Origin of the sequence: Azohydromonas caseinilytica (assembly GCF_012927045.1) — a bacterium.
GTDB lineage: Bacteria > Pseudomonadota > Gammaproteobacteria > Burkholderiales > Burkholderiaceae_C > Azohydromonas > Azohydromonas caseinilytica.
Map to the genome: position 1 here is coordinate 1 of NZ_JABBFW010000026.1, position 24,674 is coordinate 24,674.

The following is a 24,674-nucleotide window of genomic DNA, read 5'->3' on the forward strand; positions in this document are numbered from 1 at the left end:
TCCCGAACAGGACCGTGAAACACCTCAGCGCCGATGATAGTGCGGATTCCCGTGTGAAAGTAGGACATTGTCAGGCTAATATCCCCGCCAAACGCCCCGACCAGAATATGGTCGGGGCGTTTTGCTTGGCGGCTTCGAATATCGTCTCGAATATCTTTGGCGCGGTGGCCTGCGAAATTCATTGCATCGCATCGAGGCGGTGAGATCGGGCAGGCCTTGTCCGCCTCTGGCCTGCGACCCGTGGCGGCTCAACCCTTCCAGAACCGGTTCATGGCTTTCATGCGCCGGCGCTGCTCGGTGGTGACGTAGACCGTGGTGGTGGCCAGCGAAGCGTGTCCCAGGTTCTGCTGCGCCACCTCGATGGGCGTGCCGCTGGCAATCGAATGCGAGGCATGGCTGTGGCGCAGCCAGTGGGTGCTGGCTGCCGCCAGGCGCTGCGCGCCACGGGTATCGCCCTGGGCTTCCAGCACGCGGGCGCAGTGGCCGAAGTAGGTCTTGAGCTGGTCGTAAAGCGTGTTGGGCGCGATGCCTGCCGCCGGATCGAAGGCCGCGCGCATGAGCCGCGGCGCGCGCTCCACGGCGTCGCTGGCCAGGCCCAGCAGGAAGGCTTGGCCGGTGTCCGGATGCGCCGGGTCCGGCACCAGCCCGCGCGAGGCCAGGTAGTCCAGCAGCTCCTGTGCCACGGGGATCGGCACGGGCACCTCGCGCAGCCGCTGCCCCTTGCCGACCACGCGCAGCACCCAGCCGGCCAGCGACTCGGCGTCGTCGCCGTCTTCCGCGCCGGGCGGGAACTCCAGCCACTGCAGATCGCCCGCGCGCGCGGCCACCGCCTCCGACAGGCGCAAGCCCGTGGCATAGAGCAGCAGCAGCGCCGCGCGCAGCCGCCGGGTGGAGCCGTTGTCGGGCTGCTGCGCCAGCTGTTCGCGCACGAAGGCCCATTGCGCCAGGCTCAAGCTGCGCCCCGCGTTGACCCGCGGCTCGGCATGGCGTGGCACCGACACGCCCATCCACGGATTGCCCACCAGGTAGTTCTGGTGCACCAGGAAGGCGTAGAGGTTGCGCAGGATGGTGATGGCCTGGGCCACGGCCCGCAGCGACAGCGGGCCCTCGAAGGGACGCCATGCCGGCGACCAGCGCTCGCGCCCACGCGGGCCGCACCAGCGGCTGCGCGGCTGCGGGTCCGCCAGGAATTCGCGGTAGGCCACGCAGTCTTCCTGCGTCATGGAGGACAGCGGCTTGCCGCGCACGAGCAGCGCCCACAGCAGGAAGCGCTCCGCTTCCTTGCGGTAAGCGCGCTGGGTGTGCGAGAGCGCCTTGGAAAGAGGGGCGCCTTCGCCGCGCGAGCGGCGCCGCGCCGCCATGGCGCGCTGCTGCTCGGCCGTGAGCGCCTGCTTGGCATTCAGCCAGGCCCACAGGGCTTCGTAGTCGTTGGTGGCCGAGAGCAGGCACTGCGCCTGCGGCCGGCGATAGAGGCCCTGGCGCCCGTCGAGCTCGGCGGGCATCACGATCTTCTCCAGCGGCCGGATCGCCGTGGCCGGCGCCACCACGGCCTGCAAGGCCTGCGCCGGCAGCTGCGAGCGCCGCCGGCCCACATGGGCACCGAGGCGCAGCCCGGTGGACGCCTCATGCGCGCGCAACCATTCCACGATGCGCTGCGCCTTGGTCTCGCCGATGCCGCGGATGGCCGTGAACCAGCCCTGGCCCAGGCCGTTGATGCGCTCAACCAGCTGCTGCAGCGTGAACAGGTCGGCCGCCTCCAGCTTGCAGGCCAGCAGCGGATTGAGCCAGGCGGCCACCGCGTCGCCGGCCTGCGGCGGCTGCGCCACCAGGCCCTCCAGCCAGTGCAGCGCTTGCAGCTGCTTCTCCACCAGCCGCGCCCGGCGCTTGAGGCGCCTTTGCTGCGGGCCGAACGCCATGGCGTAAGCCTGCAGTTGCTCCTGCTCCGAGAAGCCTTCCAGGCCCCGTTGCGCGGCAAAGGCCTCCAGCGAGGGCAGGGCGCTCGCTTCGAACAGGCGGCTGGTGTCCAGCTGCACCAGCCGGGCCACGCCCGGCCGCTGCTCGCGGCGCGCCGCCGCGGCGAACTCGTCGCGCAGCCAGGCGATGGTGGAGCGCACCGCGCGGGCATCGCCGCTCTCGCCTTCGGCCCGCAGGTAGCGGTCCCAGCTGGCCCGCAAGTCCAGCCCCTGCACCAGGGCACGCATGAAGGCGAAGTGGCCGCCGTGGAGCTTGCGGGCACGGGCCGCCGTGGCCCGTCCCGCGCCTTCTGCGGCGTCTTGTCGCGTCATGGCATCCGTTCCGTCATCTCCAGCAGCCCGGATTGTCCCTGCTGCCCGGCGGATGCCGTCATCAACACCCCGGCTTTCGCCTCCTGCGCGGCCCGTCCGCTTTTCAGGAAGAAGGCACGGGCTGGGCCGCGCAGGCCGGGGGCGCGACGGCGGGGACCGGGCGGCGCGGCACCTCGACATGCGCATCGCCGTCCAGCCGCGACGAGCAGGACAGCACCTGGCCGTCCCTCAGCAGCTGGAGCTCGGGATGCAGCCGTCCCTCCAGCAGCGTCACGCGGCAGGCGCCGCAACGCCCGCGCCGGCAGGCGCTGCGGATGGGCAGCCGCAGCGCCTCGATGTTCTCCAGCAGCGTGCGCTCCGGGCTGGCCGCGCCGACATGGGCGACGCCGTCGATGGTGACGGTCAACGTGAATGCGTTCGCAACGGTGTTCATGGCAGGGCGCCCTGGAGCTCGGTGGACTGGACGCAGGCGACGCCGCCCGCGGGCAGCGCGCGCAGCGGCGGCGGCGCGGTGCGGCAATGCGCCTGCGCGCCGGGGCAGCGCGGCGCGAAGCGGCAGCCGGGCTGCAGCCGCGGCTCCAGCGCGGCCTCGTTCGGCGCCGAAGCCGGCCGGCCCGGGCCCAGGCCCAGGCAGCTCTGCACCAGTGCCCGGGTGTAGGGATGGCGCGGCGCGGCGATGACCTCGGCCGCCGGCCCCCACTCCACCAGCTGCCCGGCATACATCACCGCGACCTCGTCGGCCACGTGGCGCACCACGGCCAGGTCGTGCGAGATGAACAGGTAGCCCAGGCCGAGCCGGCGCTGCAGCGCCATCAGCAGGTTCAGCACCTGGGCCTGGATCGACAGGTCCAGCGCCGACAGCGGCTCGTCCAGCACCAGCAGCCGCGGACGCGAGGCCAGCGCCCGCGCGATGCCCACCCGCTGCCGCTGCCCGCCGCTGAGTGCGCCCGGAAAGGCGTGCAGGTGCTCCTCGCCCAGCCCGACCTCGCGCAGCAGCGCGGCGGCCGTCTGCCGCAGCGCCGCGCGCGTCTGTCCGCCGCGCGCTGCCAGCGCCGTGGTGACGATCTCCCACACGCGCCGGCGCGGGTTCAGCGAGCCGTACGGGTCCTGGAACACCATCTGCACGCGCCGGTACAGCTCGGCGGCCGGCAGCGCGGCGATGTCGGCCAGGCCATCCTCACCGGCGATGCGGATGCGCCCGGCCGTGGGCGTCTCCAGCCGCAGCAGCAACCGCGCCAGCGTGCTCTTGCCGCTGCCCGACTCGCCCACCACCGCCAGGGTGCGCCCGCGCCGCAGCCGCAGCGACACCTGGTCCACCGCCGGCAGCAGCGCCCCGGCCCGGCCCCAGAGCGGGCGCCGCACCGGGTAGCGCTTGCACAGCCCCTCGATCACGAGCAGTTCCTCGTCCATGGTCTTCCTTTCACAGGGCGCAGCGCAGCGACACGCCGGGATGCCGCGGATGCGGCCGCAACGCAACGGGCTGGCGGCAGACCGGCTGCGCCTGGGCACAGCGGCTCTCGAAGCGGCAGCCGGCCGCCTCCTGCCCCACGGGCAGCACCGTGCCCGGCAGGGCCGGCAGCGGTGCGCCGGGGGCACCACCGCGTCCGGGCAACGCGTGCAGCAGGCCGCGCGTGTACGGATGCGCGGGCGTGTGGGCCACGGCATCCACCGGGCCGGACTCGACGATCTGGCCCGAATACATCACCTGCACCCGGTCCGCGTAGGCGCGCACCACGCCGATGTCGTGCGACACCAGCAGCACGGCCATGCGGTGGGTGCGGGCCAGCCGAGCGATGAGATCCAGGATCTGCACCTGCAGCGTGGCGTCCAGCGCCGTGGTGGGCTCGTCGGCGATGAGCAGCGCCGGGGCGCAGGCCAGCGCCAGGGCGATCATCACCCGCTGCGCCATGCCGCCCGAGAGTTCATGGGGATGGCAGCGCAGCCGCAGCCCGGCCGCGCCGATGCCGACCTCGCCCAGCAGCGCCTGCGCGCGCTCGCGCAGGGCCCGGCGGCCTTCTCCGGCATGGCGAAGCCGCAGCGTCTCCACCAGCTGGGTCTCCAGCGTCAGGCAGGGGTTGAGCGCGCTCATCGGGTTCTGGAACACCATGGCCGCCTGGCGCCCGCGCACCGCGGCCCAGGCCGGCGAGCCCACCGGCGGCAGCGCCCGGCCGCACAGCTCCAGGCGCCGCGCCGACACCACCGCGCCCGGCGGCAGCAGGCCCATCAGCGCCAGGCCGGTGACGCTCTTGCCGCAGCCGGACTCGCCGACCACGCCCAGCACCTCGCCCGGTGCAATGTGGAAACTCAGCTCGCGCACCACGCGGCGCAGGCCGCGCCCGGCGGGCAGCTCCACCGACAGCTCCTCGACATGCAAGCTCATCACCGGCTCCCGGTGCGCGGGTCCAGCGCGTCGCGCAGCGCATCCCCGAGCAGGTTGAAGGACAGCACCGCGGCCAGGATGCACAGGCCCGGCAGCAGCATCAGGTGCGGCTCGGTCTCGATGAAGGGGCGCGCATCTGCGAGCATGGCACCCCATTCCGCCACCGGCGCCGGCGCGCCCAGGCCCAGGAAGCCCAGCGCGGCGATCTCCAGGATGGCGTCGCTGAAGCCCAGCGCCGCCTGCACGATCACCGGCGCGCGGCAGTTGGGCAGCACCTCGCTGTAGAGCAGCCGCCAGCGCGAGACGCCGCAGGAGCGCGCCGCCTGCACGTAGGGCTTCCTCATCTCCAGCACGGCTACCGAGCGCACCACGCGCACGAAGCGCGGCACCGCCACCAGCGACACCGCCAGCACCGCGTTGAGCAGCCCCGGCCCCAGCACCGCCACCACCACGATGGCCAGCAGGATGCTGGGCAGCGACATCGCCAGGTCCATGGCCCGCGCCACCAGCCGGTCCACCCAGCCGCCGTACACGCCGGCCAGCAGGCCCAGCAGCGTGCCCACCCCCAGCGAGGAAGCCACCACCGCCAGGCCGATGCCCAGCGAGGTGCGGGCGCCGTACACCAGCCGCGCCAGCTGGTCGCGGCCCAGGTCGTCGGTGCCCAGCCACGGGCCGCCCGCGCCCGGCGTGGGCGGCCAGCGCAGCCGCTGGCTCAGGCCGTAGGGGTCCAGGTCGAAGAGCAGCGGCGCCAGCGTGCCCACCGCCAGCAGCAGCATCACCCCGCCCAGGCCCAGCAGGCCGGGGCGGCTCAAGCGGCCCAGCGGCCAGGCGCGGCGCGGCGCCGGCAGGGTCGTGTCGTCGAGCGCGGCCATGTCAGCCTCGCAGCCGCGGATTCGCGGCACGGTAGAGCCCTTCCACGGCGGCGTTGGTGGCCAGCACCAGCAGGCCGACCACGACGATGGCGCCCTGGATCACCGGGTAGTCGCGCGCCTGCACGCTGCCCACCAGGTAGCTGCCCAGGCCCGGCCAGCCGAACAGGCTCTCCACCAGGATCGACCCCGCCACCGCCGCGCTCACGAAGAACAGCCCGCCCACCGTGATCACCGGCAGCAGCGCGTTGCGCAGCGCGTGCACCCAGATGACACGGCGCCGCGACAGCCCGCGCGCCCAGGCGGCGCGGATGAAATCCTCGCCCAGCACCTCCAGCATGCTGGCGCGGGTCATGCGCGCGAACACCGCCATCGGCATCACCGCCAGCGTCAGCGCCGGCAGCAGCAGGTGCTGCAGCGCGCTGCCCAGCGCGGCCAGGCCGTGGCGCTCGCGCACGGCGGGCAGCAGCGCGTCCACCAGCAGCAGCCCGGTCACCGGCGGCACCTCGAACTCCACGCCCAGGCGGCCTGACACCGGCGTCAGCCCCAGCTGCACCGACAGCAGCAGGATCAGCAGCAGCCCCAGCCAGAACACCGGCATGGAGTAGCCCACCAGCGCCACGGTGTTGACCAGGTGGTCCGCCACCGAGCCGCGGCGCACCGCGGCCCACACCCCGGCCGGGATGCCCAGCGCCAGCGCCAGCGCGACGGCGGCCAGCACCAGTTCGATGGTCGCCGGCCAGCGCTCGCCCAGCTCCGCGGCCACGGGCCGCCCGGACACGATGGACTGGCCCAGGTCCCCATGCAGCGCGCGCGCCACGAAGCTGCCGTACTGCCGCGCCAGCGGCTGGTCCAGCCCCAGCGCGTGTTTCGCCGCTTCGAGCTGCTGCGCGTCGGCGCCGCGCTCGCCCACCAGCAGCGACACCGGGTCGCCGGGCGCGAGGCGGATCAGGAAGAACGCCAGCAGCGTCAGGCCCAGCAGCGTGGCCGTCAGCGCTCCCAGTCTTGCCAGCATGGCCGCCTCCTCAATGGTCCTTGAGCGCCAGCAGGCGGAAGTGGTCCAGGTCCAGCGGGTCCGGCAGGCGGCCCGTGAGCTGCGTGCTCATCACCCGGTACACCTTGGCATGCGCGATGGGCACCAGGGGCACGTCCCGGCTCAGCACCGCCAGCGCCTTGCGGTACAGCGCCGCGCGCGCCTGCGGGTCCTGCACCACGCGGGCCTCGGTGATCAGCGCGTCGAAGTCGGGCTTGCAGTAGCGCGCGTTGTTGGAGCCGCGGGTGACGGCGTCGCAGCTGAACAGGGTGTAGAGGAAGTTGTCGGGGTCGCCGTTGTCGGTGCCCCAGCCGAGCTGGACGATCTGGTGCTCGCCGCGGCGCACCTTGTCGAGGTAGGTGCCCCAGTCGAAGGTGGCGAGCTCGACGCGGATGCCGACCTTGGCCAGGTCGGCCTGCATCATCTCGCCGAGCTTGCGGCCGTTGGGCAGGTAGGGCCGGCTCACGGGCAGCGTCCACAGCGTGGCGCTGAAGCCGTTGGGGTAGCCGGCCTGCGCCAGCAGCGCCCGGGCCTTGGCCGGGTCGTAGGCGTAGGTGCTGACCTGGTCGGTCCAGGACCACTGGCCGGCCGGGTAGGGGTTGATCGCCACCGTGGCGTTGCCCAGCCAGACCGCGTCGACGTAGGCCTGCTTGTTCAGCGCGTGGGCGAAGGCGCGGCGCACCAGCACGTTGTCGAAGGGCGGCTTCTGCATGTTCAGGGCCAGGTAGCCCACGTTCACGCCCTCGGCCTCGTCGAGCACCAGGCGGGGATCGCGGCGAATGGCCGGCAGGTCCGCCGGCGCGGGCGACACCGCCATGTGGCACTCGCCGCGGCGCACCTTCTGCAGCCGCACGCTGGCGTCGGGCGTGATGGCGAAGACCAGCTGCTTCGTCTTCGGCGCGCCGTTCCAGTAGGCCGGGTGCGCGGTGTAGCGGATGCTGTTGGTGGCGCTGACGAAGGCGTAGGGCCCGGTGCCGATGGGCCGGCGGTCCAGCTCCTCGGGCTCGCCCGCGGCCAGCAGCTTCGTGCCGTACTCGGCCGACAGGATGGACATGAAGGGCATGGCCAGGTCGGACAGGAACGGTGCCTCGGGCCGGTTCAGGACGATGCGCACCTTGTGCTCGTCCACACGGGTGATGGAGGCGATCACCTTGTCCATCCCCAGGCCCTGGAAATACTGGTAATTCCCGCCACCGACCTTGTGATAAGGATGGTCCGGCCGCAATTGCCGGTTGAAGGAAAACAGCACGTCGTCGGCATTGAAATCCCGGCTCGGCGTGAAATAGGCCGTGCTGTGGAACTTGACGCCGCGCCGCAGCGTGAATTCATAGGTGCGCTTGTCGGCCGATACCGTCCAGCTCTGCGCCAGGGCCGGCACGATCTTGGTAGTGCCGGGCTCGAAATCGACGAGGCGGTCGTACAGCGTGGTGGCCGTGGCATTGCGGGCGGTGCCGGAGAGCGTGCGCTGCGGGTTAAGAGATTCAGGGCTCCCTTCGGAGCAATACACCAGCGGCGCCTCGGCCCAAACCAGGCCGGTGCACGAGAGGCTGAATGCGGCCCCCAGGGTCAAAAGGGTTTGGCGCAAGGACATGATGACGCTCGCAAAAAGCTGGAGTGAAGGCCGGCGGGCGGGCCGCCGGCCGCAGGGCGATGGCTCTATTGAAGAATCAGGACCACAAACCCAGGCTGCCGTCCCGGCGCAGTCCCATGAAGGAAGTCTGCGAAATGCGGTAGCCGTCGGTGTTTCCCAAAATTTCGTGGAAATTCTGGGTGTTGAAGATGATCAGGTCGCCCACGTTCGGGCGGATCTTCACGTGGTCCTCGCGCTCCAAGACTTCATAGGGAAAGTAATACTCGCCCGGCACTTTCATCACGTCGTTTTTCGCGGTGTGGATGGTGTCGTAGATCACCACCTCGCCGCCGCTGCGCAGCATGCTGAAATAAATGTTCCAGGTGAGCTGGCGCTGGATCTCGGTGACGGCCCAGGGCTGCTTGATGTGGCTGGGCGCATGGTCCGCATGCAGCCGCCCATGCCCGCGGAAGCTGCGGAAGGCGCCGGCGAAGTACTTGCCGTGGCCCGGCTCCTCGAACAGGCCCACCCGGCGCCCGGTGCGCCCGGCGATGGCCTGCATCACCATCTCCACCGGGTCCACGTTCAGGCCGGCATACAGCTCGGCCACCAGGTGCCGCGCCGCGTCGATCTTCTCGAAATAGACCGACTTGTCCTGGTGCGCCCACTGGTTGTGGCACACGCCCACATGCTGCACGGGAATGTCCTTCAAATGCCCGTAGGTTTCGAAACTCAGGCTGCGCAGCCGCTGCGCGATGCGCTCGCACAATTCCGGCGCAATGAAATTCTCGATCCTGATGCCGGGAATCTTGAAGGCCAGCAGCAGGTCCATGTTCTGCTCGTTGAGCTCGCACAGCTCGGAGGTGATCCAGTTGCCCATTTTCAGGCTCCTTTGGTGAGGTCAAAACAAGGCAGTGACAGTCATTGGCTGGCGGTCGCGGGCACCACCGCCGCGCGGCCCGACAGGGTGAAAGCCAGCACGGCCAGGTAAATCGCCATCAGGCCGCTGACCAGCAGGCTGAAATGGCTGCCGTAGCGGTCCAGGAAAAGGCCGATCAAGCCGGTCAGCACGCTGGCGAAGAAACAGCCCAGTGCGAAGGAAATGCCGAACACCGAGCCCAATTGCCCCTTGGGCGCATAGGCCACGATGCCGGTATAGCCCGTCATCCAGACGAATTCGAAAACCAGGATCATCAGGAAGAAGGCCACGGCGCTGGCGGCCGGGTGGCCGGTCTGGACCGAGAGAATGTAGAAACCCGCGGCCAGCACCGACAGCAGCAGCACCAGCAGTTTCACGGCCGAGAATTCCCGCTCGTACAGCTGCCATTTGCGGCACAGCAGCGCAAAGCCCGAGGAGCCGGCAATGATGGCCACGCTGGCCAGCACGTAGGAGGCCGATACCGCCGAGGCGTCCAGGCCCAGGCCGCGAATCGGGAATATCGGCTGCAGCGCGCTGTACGAGCCCTGGAAAAAGGTGGCCGTCAGCGGCGGCAGCACGGCGCAGGCCAGCAGGCGGCGGTCGCCGCGCAGGGCGTCGCGGTACTCCAGGGCCCGGGCCGCCAGCGAGCGCCGCGGGGTCTGCGGCGCCGGGGGCGGGGCTTCCACGCCTCGGGTGAAGGCGATCAGCGCCGCGGACACGAGGTACGTGGCCGCGTCCAGGAGCACCAGCAGCCGCAGCTCCACCTGGCCGGCCAGGAAGATGCCCGCCACCGCCGCCAGCCCGATGCCGGCGTGGTAGCTGGACTGCAGGAACGAGGCGTAGTGCGCGCTCTTGGCCTTGGGGAACAGCACCCGTGCCGCCACCGTCTTGTTGATGCGGTTGACGTGGTCCACCAGGCCGCGCAGCAGCAGCAGCAGCGCCACCGGCAGGTAGGCGTCGCGCTCGATGAACAGCAGCAGCGGCAGCGTCATGGCGGCGGCCACCAGGTCCAGCAGCAGCCAGCGCGTGCGCGGGTGCAGGCCATGGTCCCAGTCGCTGCGCACCAGCACCACCAGCAGCGCCGGCAGCCATTGCAGCGACACGAACAGCGCCGTCATCAGGCCCGAGCCGGTGCGGTGGTAGACCGTCACCGCCAGCACGATGTGCAGCAGCACGGAGCCCGCGGAGGAGACGGCGAAGGCCGCGGCGCTGAGCGCCAGGTTGGCGCGTCCCCGGTTGATGAGGGCCATGGCCGCGCTCCTCAGCCGATGACGGTGTGGCCGGCCACGAACTCGATGGCGCGCGCGGCGTTGCGCTTGGCATCGGGCTGGTCGTTGCCGGTGCACATCACCTGCACGATCCAGCTGTAGTTGGAGTCGAGCCCGCCCACCGTGTCGCCCTGCTCGCGGTGCAGCCACACATGCTGCACGCCGTGCAGGCGCTGGATGTCCTGCGCCGAGGGCAGGCGGCGGATCACGCCCTGGTCGGCCGTGACGAAGCACTTCCAGGCCGCGCCGCGGTGGTGCTGGTACAGGCGCCGCGGCAGCTCCAGCTGGCCCAGGCACAGCTCGACCCAGTCGCCGACGATGCTGCGCGCGGTGGCCAGGTCCAGCATCACGGAATGGCCGCTGCCGCCGACGCGGGTGTTGACCTCGACCAGGTGCGGGCCGCTGTCGGTGAGCATCACCTCCACGTGGCTGGCGCCGAAGTCGTAGCCGATGGCGTCCAGCGCCGCCATGGCCTTGCGCTCGATGGCCTCGCGCTGCGCACCCTGCAGCGGGAAGGAGGCGCCGATCTCGATGCTGTCCTTGACCACGTCGCGGTCGGACACGCCCACCACCTGGTGCCGCCCCGGCCCGGTGGTGAGCATCTCCACGCTCACCAGCTCGCCGCGCAGGCAGTCCTCGACCACGAAGGCCGGCGAGATCCAGTCCTCGCTGATGCCGCGCAGCGACTCGACGATGCCCGGGATCGCCGCGGCCTCCGGGCAGGCCACGGCGCCGATGCTGGAATGGCCCTGCACCGGCTTCAGGAAGCAGGGGAAGTCCAACGCCCCGGCCAGCGCCGGCAGTTCGTCGATGTGCTCGATGCGGCGGCAGCGCACGTCGTCGGCGCCGCGCGTCATCAGCACCTGGCGGAAGCGGGCCTTGTCCTGCGCGATGGCGATGGCCTCCGGGTTCGAGCCGCGCAGCCCCAGCGCCCGGCACAGCCGTGCCGCCACCAGGGTGCGGATCTCGGCGAAGGTCAGCAGCGCGTCGATGCGCGACAGCTGCGCCCGCAGCGCGGCCAGCACCTGGTCGAAGTCGTTGGAGTCGGCGACCGTGATCACCTGGTCCGCCAGGTCCAGCTTGTGCATGGCGGACGCGGGGAACCACTTCTTGAAGCGCTCGAAGTTGTCCGTGACCAGCACGGCGCGGTAGCCCTGGTGCTTGCAATACTGGATCGCGTCCAGGCCGCTGAAATTGGTCTCGATGAACACGACGGTTTTCATGGCGGTATTCCGTGGAGCAGGCATGACAAACCCCTCGCGCTGCCCATTTCTTGGCAGCACGTGATGTGAAGTGAGAAAATGAGGGCGCGCTTTTCAGCGCCGCCGAGGCGCCGGATTCAGGCGCACAGGCGGTGTTCGGCCTCGATATTGATCAGGCGCGAGCACTGGTCCCAGAAGCGGTGCCAGAAATCGATGCCCTCGTCGAAGGACTGCTTGAATTCCTCGCGCTGCGCGTCGGTCTTGCAAAAGCGCAGGAAATTCGCCACCGAGTGGCGAATGTGCTCGGTTTCGTCGGCGCGGTGGATCATGAAGAACGGGGTTTCGGACAACGGTGCGACGCAGCCGTCCTCATGGCACAAACCGTTGAACAGGGTTTCGATATTCTCCTCGGCGATGATCTCGAAACTCAGCAGCAGCCCGACGATGCCCCACTGGCTCTTGGTGGCCATGAGCGCGCGGTCCAGCACCTTCAGGATCTCCTTGATGGAGGAGGTGGAGCTGCCGGGCACCACGCGCACGCCGATGAGCTGGATCGCCTCCAGGAACAGCTTGGAGTGGATGAAGTCCTTGTCCCGGCCGCCGAGCTCGTCGTAGGCGATCTGGATCAGGTGGTGCTGGCGCTCCGGGTCGTCGGTGAGCGTCACCGCCTTGGTGATGAAGGTGGGCACGAAGCGGGTGAAGTCGTACCAGGCGGTGGCCATGGTCTCGGCCGCCACCAGCGAACGCCGCAGACTCTGCGTGGCCTTGATGTTGGCGAAGACGTTGCGCTTGCGCGCCTCGTCCATGAAATGCCGGGTCCAGTAAATCACCTCGGGATGGTCATAGTCGTATTCCGTTTCCGGAATCAGATAGCGCGGTCCGTTCGGGGCCTTGAATTCGGCAATCGAGGCAGGGTGATTCATGGTGAATCCTGTAATGGTGGTGTTGCAGCAAAAACCCTCGCGAGGGTGGAGCGGATCAGCGCGACAGTCCGGGGCCGCGCACCCGTGGAAAAGCATTCAGGACGAGCGTCGAAGTCGTTCAGGGATGGGCGGTCTCCTGGCACATCCGGCTTCGTTGCGGCGCAGCCGGTACGGGTTCAAGGAAATTTCAGGGCGGGCCGGGTTGAGGGGCGTGTGCCGGTGCATGGATTCGTTTCGGGCCGCCTTGGGCCGCCGTGTCGTGGTCGATGGGGTGAATTTCGCACAGGCGGCGGCAATTCGAGGCCATGGGAAATTATTCTGCCGGCCGTCGCATTGCGCTAAACGCCTCGATATCGCCCCCTTGTGGGCGATGCAAATTCACGGTGGACAGTTATTGGCCGACGCCCGGCCCGGATCAGGCCCCGCCACCCTGTGAAACAGGGCGGCATCGCCCCCCATCGGGCGATGCGCCTTCACAGCGTCGGGGGAAAGGGGGAGTCAGGAGCACCGGCGGCGGCGGCGTGCGGCCACGGCCCCGAGGGCGCCCAGGAGGCCGGCCAGCATCAGCAGGCCGCCCCGCGGCTCCGGCACGGGCGAGAGCAGGGCCACGCTGTAGCCGATGTCGCGGCCATAAGCGCCCAGCACCAATATCTGGCCCCGCTCGTTGACCTGGACGGCCGTGTCAAAGTCCCAGCGCCCGCGCTCCCGGGGAGCCAGCAGATCCTCCAGGTTGTGCAGGGCATCGTCGGCATGGAGAAAGGCGTCCCAGTCGTTGGCATCGAATTGCGAGCGGCCCACCACCCAGCCCTGGTCGTTGATATCCCGGGCATCGCCATTGAAACCGCCCAGCGAGCCCAGATCGGTGATGACACCGTTGCTGTAGAGAAACGGCACGTAGCGGCCCTGCACATCGGCATAGCCCACCACCTGCCCTGAGTTGTTCAGGGCCACCGGACGGGCGTTGCCATACAAGGGGCCAATGCCGGGAATTTCCTCGATGCGGCCATGGTCGTAAATGAATCCGCCGGCGTTGAGCATCACGTCGTGGTCGTTGATGTCGATGAATCCATACTCGAAGGAAAGGGTATGGACCTGGTGGCCGTCGTAATAGAACTTGCGCAGATTCACGTTGTCCTGGGTGTGCCAGCCGACGACGTGGCCCTGGTTGTTGACCGCATTGGCAACGCCGCCCACGACCCCGTTCAATGAAGCAGTCAGGTTGATGAGCCGGCCATCGCGGTACAGCAAGGGATAACTGCCGTCCTGGAATCCGCTGCCGGCGATGTCGCCGCGGTCGTTCATGTCCAGCAGCCAGGCGCGTGACAGGGCCTGTACCTGCTCAAGCCGGCCATTCCTGTAGACCAGGTTCGACGGCCGGTCGGCCCCGAAATAGCCGTTGCCCAGCACCTCGCCCCGGTTGTTCAGGCTGGAGGCATAAGTCATCCGGACCGTGGGGCTTTCGGCGAGCCCTGTCACGCGGTACCGCGGCAACTCGGCCCGCGCGGCCGTGGCGCAGGCCAGGACCAATGCCGCCGCAGCGGCCGGCACACAGCGCAAATTCCGCATGACCACCTCGGCGCTTTGAAAAGGCCAAGCTCAGCAGAGCGCGCATGCGCCATCAAGCCCGGTCCTGCGGCATTTACGAATGGAGCGGAAAAATAGCGTGCCGGATATTGAGATCGTGGAAATTGATACGCGCGAGAAACGGTGATTCAACAAGCAGGGATATGGGACGGCGCCGGGGTTGGGGCCATGTCGCCCAAGGCCCGCAGCCCATATTCCACGATATCCGCGCCGACGGCCTGGCACACGGGCGGCGCCGTGCGCCAGTGGTGCCAGAACAGCGTCACCGCGAAGGGGGCGTCCTGGCGCAGGTCCACCAGCGTGCCGCGCGCCAGGTGCGCTCGCAGCGATGCTTCGGGCAGCAGGCCGTAGCCCATGCCGGCCAGGATGCAATCCAGCTGCGCCGCCGGCGAGGGCAGCACATGCCGGCTGGTGCGCCCGATCGAGACGCCGAAGGCCGCTTCCAGGTAGCGGTCCAGCAGCTCGGTGCGGCGCCCCGGCAGCACCGCCGGCGCCTTGGCCGCGGCCTGCGGGCTGAAGCCGCGCGCGAAGTGGCGCCGCACGAACTCGGGCGTGGCCACGCAGCGGTAGCCCAGCTCGCCGATGGGCGCGGCCGCGCAGCCCGGGGCCGCGCGCGCGATGGGCGAGACGCAGCCGATGACGTCGCCGCGCACCAGCGCCGGGAAGGCCGGGTCGTCGTCGCCCACCACCACTTCCAGCTCCACCGTCTCGCGCTGCATCAGCCGGCGCGCCACGGCGCCGAACCAGGTGTCGATGGAATGGGCGTCCACCGCCACGGCCAGCGGCAGGGCCGCGCGCATGCCGCCGCCGCGGGCGCAGATCTGGCCGAAGGTGTCGGCCTCCAGCAGCCGCAGCGCCGCCACGTGCTTGAGCAGCACCGAGCCCGCCGCCGTCAGCGCCAGCGGCTTCTGGCGCACCAGCACGCTCGCGGCCACCGTTTCCTCCAGCGCCTTGATGCGCTGCGAGATGGCGCCGCGCGTGACATGGAGCTTCTCCGCCGCGCGCTCGAAGCTCAGGGTTTCGACGACGGCGGCAAAGGCTTCGAGCTGGTCCCGATCGAGCATGGGGAGGTCCTTCCGGCCAAGGGGCGGGCCGGGCCGGCAGGAGGTGTCGGCGCCGCGGCCCGGGGTCCCGGTCCGCGGTGGGCCCGGGTGCGGGAGGCGCCCGCGGCGTGGCGGGCGCAGGAGGCGCAACGACTGTAGGCAGCGCGCAACGCTGCGGCATCCGCACTGCGGGGTGGCTCCGAGGAGCCACCCCAGGGCCGTCCGGCAGCGGGCGGTGCCTGTCCCGGGCCGGCCGGGAATGCCCCGGGGCGGCGGGCCGCAGGGCAGGCCCCGCGATTGCAGTTCCCCCGACATGAGCAGTACCCACAAATCCAACTCCATGAATCGAGTGCCGGGGTTGTCCCTTGGCAAGTTCAAGTCGCCGGACGCCGTCGAGCTGTGCCAGCGCCTGCAGGCGCTGCATTGCCACCAGCCGCCCGAGGACCCCGAAGCCGCGTTCATCCGCATCGGCATCGAGGACCCGTACGGGGACCTCGTGCACGTCGTCGAGACCACGCGCCTGACCGAGGCGGTGAAGGTGTTCGAGACCCTGGCCGACTTCGGCCTGGTGCCCGGCCACGGCCGCTGCCGGGCCGCGGACGGCCGCACGCTGGTGCGCACCTACCGGCAGCCGGTGCGGCAGGCGGCGTTGCCGTCCTCCCGTCCTCTCGCCACGCCGGACCTGGGCAGCGCCGAGGCCGACGCGCTGGCCCTGTAGCCGGCAACACCCATTGCGCCTGCTCCGGGCAGGCCGGCGCACGCAGCGTCCGTGCCCCGGCGCATGGGTGGACGCCGTATCGGACCACCCCCAAGACCCTGGACGCCGGCGCTTTCGCGCCGCGACCCCCTCATTGCCCTCACGACTTCTCCTGTCCGTTTTCTTATGGCTTCGAACACCTTGTTGAGCACCATCCTCAAGGCCTCGGGCATCGTGCCTCGCGTCTCCCACCTCTTCGCGCCGCTGCTGCGGCAGGCCTGCGAGCGCTTTGCCATCCACACCCCGTTGCGCCTGGCCGCGTTCGTGTCGCAGTGCGCCTGCGAGACCCGCGGTTTCACCACGCTGGAGCAGGGCCTGCTGTTCCGCACGCCCGAGCGCATCCATGCGATGTGGCCCGAGCGCGTGCCGGACGTGGACGAGGCCGAGCTGCTGGTGGCCGCGCCGGAAGTGCTGGCCAACACCGTCTATGCCGGCCGCCACGGCAACGGCGACGCCGCCAGCGGCGACGGCTGGCGCTACCGCGGCCGGGGCCTGCTGCGCCTGCTCGGCCGCGCCGCCTACCGCGACGCCGGCGCGGCGCTGGATCGCCCCTATGAAGCTCAGCCGGAGCTGGTGGCCCACCCGCGGGAGGCCTGCCTGGTGGCGGCCTGGCTGTGGCAGCAGCGCGGCCTCAACGAGCTGGCCGACCGGCTGCAGTTCGAGGCCATCGCGCGCCGCGTGCGCGAGCCGCGCTCACCGCTGCTGCAGGAGCGCCGCTCGCTGTACCGCGGCGCGCTGGCGATCCTGCAGGACCTGGGCCACCGCGCGCACCGCGGCGGCGCCAAGGCCCGGCCCGCGGCGCGGCGCGGCGGCGCCCCGTCCGCCCGGCCCGGGCCGGCGGCCGTGCTGCTGGCACCCTGACCCGGGCCGTCGGGGGTTTGGCCGGCGCCCCGGGCGGCGGGACGGCGCCTCCTGCATGATCCCGGCCTTTTTGCCGTTCCCGCCGTACCCCTGATGTCTCTTGCCGTGCCCCTGATGCAACGCCTGGCCGCCCCGGCCGTGGGCGTGGTCCTGATCGCCGCCAACCTGCGTCCCTCGCTGATGGGCGTGGGCCCCCTGCTGAAGGACATCCAGGCCGACACCGGCCTGGCGCCTTCGCTGCTGGGCCTGCTCATCACCATGCCGGTGATCGCCTTCGGCCTGATCTCGCCGCTGGCCGCGCCGCTGGCGCGCCGCTTCGGGCTGGAGCGCGTGCTGCTGGCCTCGCTGGTGCTGCTGGCGCTGGGGATCGTGCTGCGCTCGCTGCCGGGCACGCCGGCGCTGTTCGGCGGCGCGGCGCTGCTGGGCGCGGCCATCGCCGTGGGCAACGTGCTGGTGCCGGCGCTGATCCGCCGCGACTTCGCGCAGCACATCGGCGTGATGACCTCGGCCTTCGTCACCACGCTGGCCGGCGTGGCCGCGGTGGGTGCCGGCCTGGCCGTGCCGCTGGCGGCCGAGCTGGGCTGGCGCCTCTCGCTGTCGCTGTGGGCCGTGCCTGCCGTCGTGGCTGCGGCCTGGTGGGCGCTGGCGCGCACGCCCCGGCCTCAACCGCTGCCCGCGCCCGCGGCGGCCCCCGGCGCGGCGCGCCCGGGCGCGCTGTGGCGCTCGGCGCTGGCCTGGCAGGTGTCGCTGTTCATGGGGCTGCAGTCGCTGGCCTTCTACGTGCTCGTGGCCTGGCTGCCCACGCTGCTGCGCGACGCCGGCGTGTCCGCGGCGGCCGCGGGCACCTACGCCTTCGTGTACCAGGTGGCCTGCCTGTGCGGCAGCCTGGTGGCGCCGCTGCTCGCGGCGCGCGCCAAGGACCAGCGTCCGCACGCCTTCGCCGCGTCCGCGCTGTCGTTGCTGGGCTTCGTCGGGTTGGCGGGCCAGGCGCCGTCCATGGCCTGGGTGGTGATCGGCGGCCTGGGCTCCGGGGCCTGCCTGGCGCTGTCGCTGGCTTTCCTGAGCCTGCGCGTGCACAACGCCTCGCAGACGGCCTCGCTCTCGGGCATGGCGCAGTCGGTGGGTTACAGCCTGGCGGCGCTGGGCCCCGTGGGCTTTGGCCTGCTGCACGACGCCAGCGCGGGCTGGCAGCTGCCGCTGGTCGTGATGTGGGTGCTGATCGGGCTGCAGTGCTGGCTGGGCCTGCTGGCCGGCCGGGCGCGCCGGATCTGAGCGAGGCCGCGGCCCGCCGCAGCCTATGGCGCCGGGCGGCGGGGCCTTGCCCGCGCCGCCCGGCCCGGGGCTCAGTGCCTGTAGAACGGTGCCCGGCTGGGCGGGCCGTCCGCCCAGCGCTGCGGAGCGGGGAAGGATTTCTTCTTCATGCCCGCAAGCTCCACCGAAATGGCGTCATGGAAGCCGTAGGTGGCGAAGCGGTTGTCGCCAAAGGTCGTGGCGCCGAGTTTCAGGATATAGACGCCGGTCTTGGGCGCGGTCCATTCCCAGGCGGTCCAGTCCGAGGATTGGGTATACGGCACCGAATTGTGGTCGCCCGGATTGCCGTTGCCTGAAAACTCGATCCAGGGCGTGGCCAGCAGATTCTTGCCGGACGCGTTGTAGACCTTCACCCACACCGTGTCCTGGGCCGCAAAATCGCCGTTGTAATAGAACGAAGACCCGGTGATGGAGTCGCCCTTTTGCAGCAGCACTTTCTGGCTGGCGGTGATGTCATAGGTGCCCTGGCCGTCGAACCATTCGTTGCCGGTACCCACGCGCAGGAAATACTGTCCATCGACCGGGAGCCGCGTGGCGCCCTGGAACATCCACGAGCTCACGACGGTGACCGTGCCCGCGGGGCGGATATTGGGCTGGAAGAGGCTGGAATATCCCTTGTCAATGTCCACGTCCCAGCCGGTGGTGGTGCCGGTTTCGAAACTGCCGTTTTCTATGCTGCGATTGCTGATGCCGTTGCTTTTGGCACTGCCGGCGGCCGAGGCCGTTTCCGTTGCGCTTTGAGACGCCTCCAGGGTATTTTCGTTGGCTCCATCGCTGCCGCCGCCACCGCAGCCATACAGGGCCAGTGAGGCCAATGCCGTCACGAGAAACGCGCGTTTCATCTCGATTTTTCCTTTCGCAAATCCCCTCGCCGGGGGCGGAGCACTATTGGCCCGTGCGGGAAGGCGGCACCACCCCCGAAATCGGTTGGGGAATTTGCGCCGGGCCCGAGGGTTCCAGGCCCAGGGCGCCCGAGGCCGTGCGCAGCAGCGCCGCCATGTCGTCGGCGAGGCGGAACGCGGCCAGCAGGTCGCCGATGCCGTAGCCCGGCACCCGCTGCTGGATCGAGGCCGCCACGGCGCGCGCCTTGTCCTGCCGGCCGGCCAGCGCCAGGCAGTGCGCGGCGATGGCCAGGATGTGCACATGCGCATTGGGCCGCGCCGCGGCCTGCAGCGCCGAGTCGGCCGCCTCGTCATGGCGGCCCAGGCGCATCAGCGCCAGCGCGCGCGAGGCCAGCATGCCGAACAGCAGCGGGTCGAAGGGGCTGAGCCGGCGCGAGAGGTCCGCGGCGCGGATCGCGGCTTGCGGGTCGCCGGACTGGGCATGCACGAAGGCCTGCGTGTAGTGGCCGAGCGCGAAGTTGGGGCTCAGCTCGGTGGAGGCGTCCAGCGCCACCAGCGACTCGTCGAGCTGCCCGCGCAACCACAGCGCCCGGCCCAGCGCCCAGTGGGCGGCCGGGTCGCGGTCGTCGGCCAGCAGCGCCTGCGCGGCCGTGCGGTAGGCCAGCTCCACCTCGGTGTCGCGCGGGCCCCAGCCCAGGAAGGCATTCTGGAAATGCGTGAACGACAGCCCGGCCCAGGGCCGCGCGAAGCCCGGGTCCAGCCGCACCGCGGTTTCGAAGAAGTGCCGCGCCTGCTCGTTGTGCGCGCGGTCGAAGCGGTACGCGTGCCACAGGCCGCGGTGGTGCGCCTCCCAGGCATCGAGCGAGTCCGGGGCCTTGAGGATGGCGCGGTTGCGCTCGGCCACCTCGATCTGCCCGGCCACCGAGGCGACGATGCGGTCGCCGATCTCGTCGAGCACGCGCAGCGCCTCGTCGAGCCGGCTGGTGAGCAGGTCGGCCCACACGACGCGCGCGCTGCGCGTCTCGGCCAGCTGCACCGCCACCGTGACCCGGCTGCCCTGGCGCCGCAGGTGGCCGCTGACCGTGTAGTCCACGTCCAGCGCGCGGCCGGCCTCGCCCGCGCCCAGGTGCTGCCGGTCCAGCGCGAACACCGTGCCCGGCGCGATCACGAACAGGCTGCGCAGCTTGGCCAGGCGGGTGATGACGTCGTAGGCCAGTCCGTCGGCCAGCCCGCCGCGGGCCGCGACGCCGGGTGCGTGGTCGCTGAAGGGCATCACGGCGATGGAGGCGCGCCGCGGCGGTGCCGCCGCCACCGGCTCGGCCGCGGACGCGATGACCAGGACCGGCGCGGCCTGGCGCTCCTTGGCGGCGCGCCAGGCGCGCCCCAGCGGCGTCCAGTCCTGCCCCTCGGCCTCGAACATCCGCGCCGTGGCGGCCAGGTGCTCATCGCCCTCGCGCAGCCGGCCGCGCCGGGCCAGGGCGTCCAGCAGCGCCTCGTGGGCGCGGCGGTCGAAGGGCGCCAGCCGCAGCCACTGCTCCAGGCTGGCGAGGGCGGCGTCGGAGCCCGGCGCCAGGGCGTGCGCCAAGTGCTCCAGGATCGCCACCCGCGCGGCGCGGAACTGCCGGCGCTGGCCCAGCAGCCAGGCGCTCCACGGTGCGCTGCGCTCGATGTCGAGGTCCTGCAGGAATTCGCCCTCGAAGCGCGCTGCCAGCGCGTGCAGGTGGGCGGGTTCCAGCATCGCCAGGCCGGACTGGACGGCGGCCTGCACCTGCAGCGCATCGACCTGCGCGCCGGCCAGGTCCAGCCGCACCGTGTCGGCGTCGGCCACCACGCGCGCCCGGCCGGCGCTGTCGAGCACCGCGCGCGCCTTGCTCAGGCACCAGCGCAGCTCGCCGCGCGGGTCGTTGGGCAGGTCCCACAGCAGCTCGCACAGGTGGCTGCGCGCCACCGGGCGGGCCGCCAGCGCCAGGTAGGCCAGCAGCGCGCGCACCTTGCGCGAGGGCGGCAGGGCCACCGGCGCCCCGCCGCGGTGGACGGCCAGCGCCCCGAGCAGCCGGATGCGCAATGCCGGGACCGAACCGTCGCCAGATTCCACGTCCATTTCCACGCCCGCTCCCACGCGGCCTTCCACGGCCGGGCCGGACAGTGGCCTTCGGCGGCAGCGGCCCATGCGCCGCCGGTCGCGTCAAGCCAACGGAGTTCCTGCCATGAATGCATTGTCCGCCTCTGCCCCGTCCCCCTTCCCCGTCCCGACCCCGGACCTGGCCGCCGTCAAGGCGCGCCAGCTCGCGGCCTGGTCCTCGGGCGACTACGCCGTCGTCGGCACCACGCTGCAGATCGTGGGCGAGACCCTGTGCGAAGCCCTGGACCTGCGCTCGGGCGAGCGCGTGCTCGACATCGCCGCCGGCAACGGCAACGCCTCGCTGGCCGCGGCGCGGCGCTGGTGCGCCGTGACCTCCACCGACTACGTGCCGGCGCTGCTGGAGCGCGGCCGGGCGCGCGCGGCGGCCGAGGGGCTGGACCTGGAGTTCCGCGAGGCCGATGCCGAGGCCCTGCCCTTCGACGACGCCAGCTTCGATGCCGTCGTCTCCACCTTCGGCGCGATGTTCGCGCCCGACGCGCCGCGCGTGGCCGCCGAGATGCTGCGGGTGTGCCGCCCGGGCGGGCGCATCGGCCTGGCCAACTGGACGCCGCAGGGCTTCATCGGCCAGATGTTCAAGACCATCGGCCGCCACGTGCCGCCGCCGCCCGGCGTGAGCTCGCCGGCGCTGTGGGGCACGCGCGAGCGCATCGACGAGCTGTTCGGCGCCCAGGCCTCAAGGATCGAGGCCGCGCCGCGCCACTTCGCGTTCCGCTACCGCTCGCCGCTGCACATGCTGCAGGTGTTCCGCGGCTTCTACGGCCCGGTGCTCAAGGCCTTCGCCGCGCTGGACGCCGCGGGGCAGACCGCCCTGGCCAACGACCTGCTCGACCTCTACGGCCGCTTCAACCGTGCCGGGGACGGCTCGCTGGTGGCGCCCAGCGAGTACCTGGAGATCGTGATCACGCGGCGCTGAGCCGGCCGGCGCGGCGCGCGCCCGTCAGCGGGCAAGGGGGTCGGGGCGGGCATAATTTTCCGGCCGAAGATGTCGTGCCGGCACCAGCGCCGCGCCCGGGCCGATGGCCGAGGAGGGCGGTTTGAACACGGGTTGCACCCAGCCCTGCCGTGGAACCGTGCCGTGGTGGAGGCGGTGCCTCTGCCGAGCACCTTCCCTTGTCCCCGTCCATGTCGCCCGCCAGTCCGTCCGCCCGCACGGCCCCGCCCATTCCATTCCTGCCGTTGCGCCTCCCGCTGAGCCGCCTGGTGCTGCTGGCCGCCATGCTGGTGCTGCTGGTCGTCTGGGGCACCGTGGGCGCGCTGCTGTGGATCAAGTGGAGCGATGCCGTCGAGGCCGAGGTCCGGCAGAACGCCAACCTCGCGCGCACCCTGCAGGAGCAGACGCTGCGCGCGATCACGGCGGCCGACCAGGCCATGCTGCGGCTGCGCGAGGCCGTGCGCACCGGCGAGTTCGAGCCCCTGGACCTGTCGCGCTTTGCCAACGAGACGGGCCTGGCGCCGGACATCCTGGTGCAGCTGTCGCTGGTGGGGGCGGACGCGCGCTTCATCGGCTCCAACCTGGACCGCACCGCCGGCAAGACCGGGCGCGTGGACCTGAGCGAGCGCGAGCACATCCGCGTGCACCTGTACCCGGGCAGCGTGCCGCAGGCCGCCGCGGGCGTGGGGGAGAGCGGGCTCTTCATCGGCAAGCCGGTGCTGGGCCGGGTCTCCGGGCGCTGGACGATCCAGCTGTCGCGGCGCATCGACGGCACGGACGGCCGGCCCCTGGGCGTGGTCGTAGCCTCGGTGGACCCGGGCTACTTCGAGGCCGTGTACGGCGGCGTGGAGCTGGGCGGGCAGGGCGCGGTGTCGCTGGTCGGCCGTGACGGCGTGGTGCGCGCGCGCGTGGTCGGCGGCGTCGCCATGGGCACGGGCCGGCAGCTGATCAGCGAGTCCGCCGGCGGCTGGTACGTGCAGGCCGACGCCAACCACGACATCCTCACCAGCTCGCTCGACGGCATCGAGCGCATCACCGCGTTTCGCCGCATCCCGGGGCTGCCGCTGCACATTGCCGTGGCCACGGCCACCGACGAGGCGCTGTCGCAATGGCGGCAGACGCGCACCGTGGTGCTGGGCGTGACGCTGCTGTTCAGCGTGACGCTGCTGGCCGCGGCCTGGAGCTTCGTCGCCGGCATCCGCCGCCTGGAGCACACCAACGAGGCGCTGCGCGCGAGCGAGGCGCAGGCGCACTCGGCCAGCCGCGCCAAGAGCGCGTTCCTGGCCCACATGAGCCACGAGTTCCGCACGCCGCTCAACGCCGTCATCGGCCTGAGCCAGCTGCTGCAGCGCCAGGCGCTTCCCGAGACGGCCCGGCAGTTCGTGGGCCACATCCACCAGGCCGGCGAGCAGCTGCTGGCCCTGACCAACGACGTGCTGGACCTGTCGCGCATCGAGGCCGGCGAGATGCTGCTGGAGCAGCTGCCTTTCGAGCTGGCGCCGCTGCTGGAGGCGGTTCGGGTGCTGGTGCAACCACAGGCCGACGCCAAGGGCCTGCGGCTGCAGGTGGAGACCGCGCCGGAGCTGCCCGCCGCGCTGGTGGGCGACGCGCTGCGCCTGAAGCAGGTGCTGATCAACCTCATGGGCAATGCCGTGAAGTTCACGCCGGCGGGCAGCGTGAGCTTGCAGGTCCATGAAGTTGAGCGCTCATCCCGGACGGTGCGGCTGCGCTTCGACGTGATCGATACCGGCATCGGCATAGCGCCGCAGCAGCAGGCGCGCATCTTCGAGCCCTTCACGCAGGCCGACAGTTCCACCACGCGCCGCTACGGCGGCAGCGGGCTGGGCCTGTCCATCGTGCGGCGGCTGGTCGCGATGATGGACGGGCAGCTCGGCGTCCAGAGCACGCCCGGGCAAGGCAGCAGGTTCAGCGTGACCCTGAGCCTGGGCGTGCCGAGCGCCTGAAGCGCCTGGAGCGCCCGGGCGGCCGTGCCCGGCCTAGTGGCCGACGTGGCCGGACAGCTGTTCGGCCAGTTCCCAGGCCGACACGCTGTCGGGCGGCGGCTCGCTGGTCAGCAGCACGCCCAGCCGCGCCACCAGCGTCATGACCTTGAGCTCGCCCAGGCCCATGCCCAGCACCAGGGCGGCGACGCTGATGCCCGGGACGTCGGCGTCGAACTCGGTCGCGGCCGAGGGCGGCAGGAAGCAGCCGATGTCGTAGCGCCCGGGCGTTTCCTCGCTGGGCGCGGCCACGTAGCGCACGTCCTGGAACTGCACCTCGGTGCCGGCGAAGTCCATGCTGCTGAACTCGGCCAGCACCTCCCTGGGCACCGGCGGCTTGAAGGCGCTCACGAGCAGGTCCGCGGGCAGGGCCGGCGCGGTGCCCGTCAGCGCCAGCACCGCCTCCATGCCCTGCGGATCGCCGTGGCAGGTGACGGCCAGCCGCACCGCGGCGCCGTCCTGCATCGGCGTGTTGTCGATCTCCACGCTCAGGCGCTCGTCGAAGGCCGCGGCGGCCTCGGCCAGGACATCGACCGCGTGGCTGACCGCCGCGATGGCCTCCTCCCAGTCGGGGGCGTCGGGATGGGACAGGGCCGGCGCTCTCAACAGGTCGGCGTGCGCCAGGACGGCCTGCCAGAAGTCGGCCGCTTTGTCGGGATTCATGGGGGTTCTCACTTCATGCACCGGTTCCGCCCGGTTTCAGCGCGGCAGGATAAGCGCCCCGTGGACGCCGCCCCGGCAGTCAGGACTGCG

General features: G+C 71.3%; 22 protein-coding genes. 5 read left to right on the forward strand and 17 right to left on the reverse strand.

Annotation, left to right across the window (positions count from 1 at the left end):
• The 14 genes from HHL10_RS30290 to argP all read right to left on the reverse strand — a co-directional run.
• Nucleotides 1-182 (reverse strand): hypothetical protein (locus tag HHL10_RS30290; protein WP_205833190.1); only part of this gene is annotated, 182 nt, incomplete at its 3' end.
• 66 nt (nucleotides 183-248) lie between these two features.
• On the reverse strand, nucleotides 249-2,285 hold the full coding sequence (locus HHL10_RS23880; RefSeq protein WP_169162917.1) for a site-specific integrase: 2,037 nt from the start codon (nucleotides 2,283-2,285) through the stop codon (nucleotides 249-251).
• A 103-nt stretch (nucleotides 2,286-2,388) separates the two neighbouring features.
• Entirely contained in the window at nucleotides 2,389-2,718 is a 330-nt protein-coding gene (locus HHL10_RS23885; protein ID WP_169162918.1) for a 2Fe-2S iron-sulfur cluster-binding protein, read from the reverse strand.
• Nucleotides 2,715-3,695: an oligopeptide/dipeptide ABC transporter ATP-binding protein gene (locus HHL10_RS23890; protein ID WP_169162919.1), complete on the reverse strand. Its 981-nt coding sequence runs from the start codon at nucleotides 3,693-3,695 to the stop codon at nucleotides 2,715-2,717. Before HHL10_RS23890 ends, HHL10_RS23885 begins: the two co-directional genes overlap by 4 nt.
• Before the next feature lie 10 nt (nucleotides 3,696-3,705).
• A complete protein-coding gene (locus tag HHL10_RS23895) occupies nucleotides 3,706-4,665 on the reverse strand; it encodes an ABC transporter ATP-binding protein (RefSeq protein WP_169162920.1) in 960 nt (319 codons plus the stop codon).
• Nucleotides 4,665-5,537: an ABC transporter permease gene (locus HHL10_RS23900; RefSeq protein ID WP_169162921.1), complete on the reverse strand. Its 873-nt coding sequence runs from the start codon at nucleotides 5,535-5,537 to the stop codon at nucleotides 4,665-4,667. The genes HHL10_RS23895 and HHL10_RS23900 overlap by 1 nt, the downstream gene beginning before the upstream one ends.
• 1 nt (nucleotide 5,538) lies before the next feature.
• Nucleotides 5,539-6,549, reverse strand: a complete 1,011-nt coding sequence (locus HHL10_RS23905) for an ABC transporter permease (protein WP_169162922.1) — start codon at nucleotides 6,547-6,549, stop codon at nucleotides 5,539-5,541.
• 10 nt (nucleotides 6,550-6,559) lie between these two features.
• Complete coding sequence (locus tag HHL10_RS23910) at nucleotides 6,560-8,158, reverse strand: ABC transporter substrate-binding protein (RefSeq protein ID WP_169162923.1); 1,599 nt, start codon at nucleotides 8,156-8,158, stop codon at nucleotides 6,560-6,562.
• A gap of 76 nt (nucleotides 8,159-8,234) precedes the next feature.
• Nucleotides 8,235-9,017, reverse strand: a complete 783-nt coding sequence (locus HHL10_RS23915; protein ID WP_169162924.1) for a 2OG-Fe(II)-dependent halogenase WelO5 family protein — start codon at nucleotides 9,015-9,017, stop codon at nucleotides 8,235-8,237.
• Nucleotides 9,018-9,058: 41 nt separating this feature from the next.
• Complete coding sequence (locus HHL10_RS23920) at nucleotides 9,059-10,306, reverse strand: MFS transporter (protein ID WP_169162925.1); 1,248 nt, start codon at nucleotides 10,304-10,306, stop codon at nucleotides 9,059-9,061.
• Nucleotides 10,307-10,317: 11 nt separating this feature from the next.
• Nucleotides 10,318-11,547 (reverse strand): ATP-grasp domain-containing protein, encoded by a 1,230-nt coding sequence (locus tag HHL10_RS23925; RefSeq protein ID WP_169162926.1) that lies wholly within the window; start codon nucleotides 11,545-11,547, stop codon nucleotides 10,318-10,320.
• A 116-nt stretch (nucleotides 11,548-11,663) separates the two neighbouring features.
• Nucleotides 11,664-12,449 carry an iron-containing redox enzyme family protein gene (locus HHL10_RS23930; protein ID WP_169162927.1) on the reverse strand — a complete coding sequence of 262 codons (786 nt, stop codon included), beginning with the start codon at nucleotides 12,447-12,449 and terminating at the stop codon, nucleotides 11,664-11,666.
• 498 nt (nucleotides 12,450-12,947) lie between these two features.
• The gene (locus tag HHL10_RS23935) at nucleotides 12,948-14,015 is read right to left on the reverse strand and encodes an HAF repeat-containing PEP-CTERM protein (RefSeq protein ID WP_169162928.1); all 1,068 of its coding nucleotides are present in this window, start codon (nucleotides 14,013-14,015) and stop codon (nucleotides 12,948-12,950) included.
• A 146-nt stretch (nucleotides 14,016-14,161) separates the two neighbouring features.
• Nucleotides 14,162-15,097, reverse strand: a complete 936-nt coding sequence (gene argP / locus HHL10_RS23940; protein WP_169162929.1) for an HTH-type transcriptional regulator ArgP — start codon at nucleotides 15,095-15,097, stop codon at nucleotides 14,162-14,164.
• Between the two features lie 292 nt (nucleotides 15,098-15,389).
• Here argP and HHL10_RS23945 point away from each other — a divergent pair, with 292 nt between their 5' ends.
• The 3 genes from HHL10_RS23945 to HHL10_RS23955 all read left to right on the forward strand — a co-directional run bounded on the left by HHL10_RS23945 (nucleotide 15,390) and on the right by HHL10_RS23955 (nucleotide 17,966).
• Nucleotides 15,390-15,794 carry a hypothetical protein gene (locus tag HHL10_RS23945; RefSeq protein ID WP_169162930.1) on the forward strand — a complete coding sequence of 135 codons (405 nt, stop codon included), beginning with the start codon at nucleotides 15,390-15,392 and terminating at the stop codon, nucleotides 15,792-15,794.
• Between the two features lie 183 nt (nucleotides 15,795-15,977).
• Nucleotides 15,978-16,694, forward strand: a complete 717-nt coding sequence (locus tag HHL10_RS23950) for a glycoside hydrolase family 19 protein (RefSeq protein ID WP_169162931.1) — start codon at nucleotides 15,978-15,980, stop codon at nucleotides 16,692-16,694.
• Between the two features lie 114 nt (nucleotides 16,695-16,808).
• Complete coding sequence (locus tag HHL10_RS23955; RefSeq protein ID WP_205833191.1) at nucleotides 16,809-17,966, forward strand: MFS transporter; 1,158 nt, start codon at nucleotides 16,809-16,811, stop codon at nucleotides 17,964-17,966.
• Between the two features lie 71 nt (nucleotides 17,967-18,037).
• Here HHL10_RS23955 and HHL10_RS23960 read toward each other — a convergent pair whose 3' ends face one another.
• Entirely contained in the window at nucleotides 18,038-18,847 is an 810-nt protein-coding gene (locus HHL10_RS23960) for a hypothetical protein (protein ID WP_169162933.1), read from the reverse strand.
• Between the two features lie 43 nt (nucleotides 18,848-18,890).
• Complete coding sequence (locus HHL10_RS23965) at nucleotides 18,891-20,948, reverse strand: transcriptional regulator (protein ID WP_169162934.1); 2,058 nt, start codon at nucleotides 20,946-20,948, stop codon at nucleotides 18,891-18,893.
• Between the two features lie 106 nt (nucleotides 20,949-21,054).
• On the opposite strand from HHL10_RS23965, the gene HHL10_RS23970 reads away from it, so the two are divergent.
• Nucleotides 21,055-21,903, forward strand: coding sequence for a class I SAM-dependent methyltransferase (locus HHL10_RS23970; RefSeq protein WP_169162935.1), 849 nt, complete (start codon nucleotides 21,055-21,057; stop codon nucleotides 21,901-21,903).
• Between the two features lie 263 nt (nucleotides 21,904-22,166).
• The gene (locus HHL10_RS23975) at nucleotides 22,167-23,885 is read left to right on the forward strand and encodes a hybrid sensor histidine kinase/response regulator (RefSeq protein ID WP_235971765.1); all 1,719 of its coding nucleotides are present in this window, start codon (nucleotides 22,167-22,169) and stop codon (nucleotides 23,883-23,885) included.
• Nucleotides 23,886-23,918: 33 nt separating this feature from the next.
• Here the strand turns inward: HHL10_RS23975 and HHL10_RS23980 are convergent, their stop codons facing one another.
• Nucleotides 23,919-24,584 (reverse strand): hypothetical protein, encoded by a 666-nt coding sequence (locus tag HHL10_RS23980; RefSeq protein WP_169162936.1) that lies wholly within the window; start codon nucleotides 24,582-24,584, stop codon nucleotides 23,919-23,921.
• Nucleotides 24,585-24,674 lie beyond the last annotated feature (90 nt).

Coding starts and splice junctions, on each gene's coding strand:
- HHL10_RS23880 (WP_169162917.1), bottom strand. CDS start 2,285: ATGACGCGACAAGACGCCGCAGAAGGCGCGGGACGGGCCACGGCGGCC.
- HHL10_RS23885 (WP_169162918.1), bottom strand. CDS start 2,718: ATGAACACCGTTGCGAACGCATTCACGTTGACCGTCACCATCGACGGC.
- HHL10_RS23890 (WP_169162919.1), bottom strand. CDS start 3,695: ATGGACGAGGAACTGCTCGTGATCGAGGGGCTGTGCAAGCGCTACCCG.
- HHL10_RS23895 (WP_169162920.1), bottom strand. CDS start 4,665: ATGAGCTTGCATGTCGAGGAGCTGTCGGTGGAGCTGCCCGCCGGGCGC.
- HHL10_RS23900 (WP_169162921.1), bottom strand. CDS start 5,537: ATGGCCGCGCTCGACGACACGACCCTGCCGGCGCCGCGCCGCGCCTGG.
- HHL10_RS23905 (WP_169162922.1), bottom strand. CDS start 6,549: ATGCTGGCAAGACTGGGAGCGCTGACGGCCACGCTGCTGGGCCTGACG.
- HHL10_RS23910 (WP_169162923.1), bottom strand. CDS start 8,158: ATGTCCTTGCGCCAAACCCTTTTGACCCTGGGGGCCGCATTCAGCCTC.
- HHL10_RS23915 (WP_169162924.1), bottom strand. CDS start 9,017: ATGGGCAACTGGATCACCTCCGAGCTGTGCGAGCTCAACGAGCAGAAC.
- HHL10_RS23920 (WP_169162925.1), bottom strand. CDS start 10,306: ATGGCCCTCATCAACCGGGGACGCGCCAACCTGGCGCTCAGCGCCGCG.
- HHL10_RS23925 (WP_169162926.1), bottom strand. CDS start 11,547: ATGAAAACCGTCGTGTTCATCGAGACCAATTTCAGCGGCCTGGACGCG.
- HHL10_RS23930 (WP_169162927.1), bottom strand. CDS start 12,449: ATGAATCACCCTGCCTCGATTGCCGAATTCAAGGCCCCGAACGGACCG.
- HHL10_RS23935 (WP_169162928.1), bottom strand. CDS start 14,015: ATGCGGAATTTGCGCTGTGTGCCGGCCGCTGCGGCGGCATTGGTCCTG.
- argP (WP_169162929.1), bottom strand. CDS start 15,097: ATGCTCGATCGGGACCAGCTCGAAGCCTTTGCCGCCGTCGTCGAAACC.
- HHL10_RS23945 (WP_169162930.1), top strand. CDS start 15,390: ATGAGCAGTACCCACAAATCCAACTCCATGAATCGAGTGCCGGGGTTG.
- HHL10_RS23955 (WP_205833191.1), top strand. CDS start 16,809: ATGCAACGCCTGGCCGCCCCGGCCGTGGGCGTGGTCCTGATCGCCGCC.
- HHL10_RS23960 (WP_169162933.1), bottom strand. CDS start 18,847: ATGAAACGCGCGTTTCTCGTGACGGCATTGGCCTCACTGGCCCTGTAT.
- HHL10_RS23965 (WP_169162934.1), bottom strand. CDS start 20,948: ATGGACGTGGAATCTGGCGACGGTTCGGTCCCGGCATTGCGCATCCGG.
- HHL10_RS23970 (WP_169162935.1), top strand. CDS start 21,055: ATGAATGCATTGTCCGCCTCTGCCCCGTCCCCCTTCCCCGTCCCGACC.
- HHL10_RS23980 (WP_169162936.1), bottom strand. CDS start 24,584: ATGAATCCCGACAAAGCGGCCGACTTCTGGCAGGCCGTCCTGGCGCAC.